Genomic DNA, 1,003 nt, shown 5'->3' with positions numbered 1-1,003 from the left:
CTGAATATCTAGTGGGGCATCAAGAAAACTAACATCAAACAAACCCGAGGCATGAACATCCAGACCTAACACGCCGCCCAAGAAATCTGTTCTCAAAGCCATTGGAAAGAAAGGAACATGTAAACCCAGACCAATCGTTAAACGCGCATCTTCACCAAACTTTGGTAATAAGTCATCAAACTTTTCTTTGATATCAAGTGCTTCACCCAACGTTAAGTCTTCATTATCAAGAGCGTCAGACAATTCATCGACTTCATCAATAAAGTTGTCAACCTGCCCCGCTTCAATATCTATACCAAATGAGCTGAAATAACCCATTCTAAAATTTTCTTCGTCATTTATAAGTGATTCGCCAGATGCTGGGTTGTTTCCTATAGCCAGTAAGGTATTTGGGTGTGTTGTTTTCCCTAAAACCTTCAACGCTCCCGGCTGATACCCCTGATACCCTGCCACTGCACTTGTTGCTCCGCCAAGAAGCACCGCCAATGCGACACCTCTAGCCAATTTAGTTCGTTGTAACGTTTTTTGCTTCATGCTCATTATCCTTCGCTATTCACACAACCTATCCGATTTAACCGCTTTCTACTCGTCTGTCATACCTGTTATTATTAGACGGAACAACCCGGCAAGTTAAACACCCCAATTTTCTCTTTTGCTTTTGTCGCTTTCGCACGCTAGCCCTAAAGATAGTTCAAACAAGGCTTCATTCAACTATTGATTTGTTTCGCCTTGATTAAGTCTCGTAACAAAACATTATCGAAACGTTTATTGATGTCTTGATGAAGTTTATCTGCGATGTCGCTAACTTCTGGTGAAAGCTTGATATGCTTATATTTCCACATACTTTCATGCCCTCTCAAAGCCTGTAATATTTGAGCTACACTAATCTGATCTGTGGAATGGCCTGGCACTAACATATCGGCCTTTTCACCCGCAACAATAAGTAGGCCGCCTGAAATCAACTTATCGATAATTTTTCGGCTCGCAACCGCTGGGATCGTAT

The 1,003-nt window shown here is 41.8% G+C and carries 2 protein-coding genes; both read right to left on the bottom strand.

Annotated features, from left to right (window positions below; genetic code table 11):
• Positions 1–534: conjugal transfer protein TraF (gene traF, locus A3756_RS25490; protein WP_197481546.1), on the bottom strand; the 534-nt coding region annotated here is incomplete at its 3' end.
• 173 nt (positions 535–707) lie between these two features.
• The coding region (locus A3756_RS28435) for a hypothetical protein (protein ID WP_197481545.1) at positions 708–1,003 on the bottom strand (296 nt) is incomplete at its 5' end.

The organism is Oleiphilus sp. HI0086, assembly GCF_001635225.1.
This window is presented reverse-complemented; position numbering and strand designations above follow the sequence as displayed.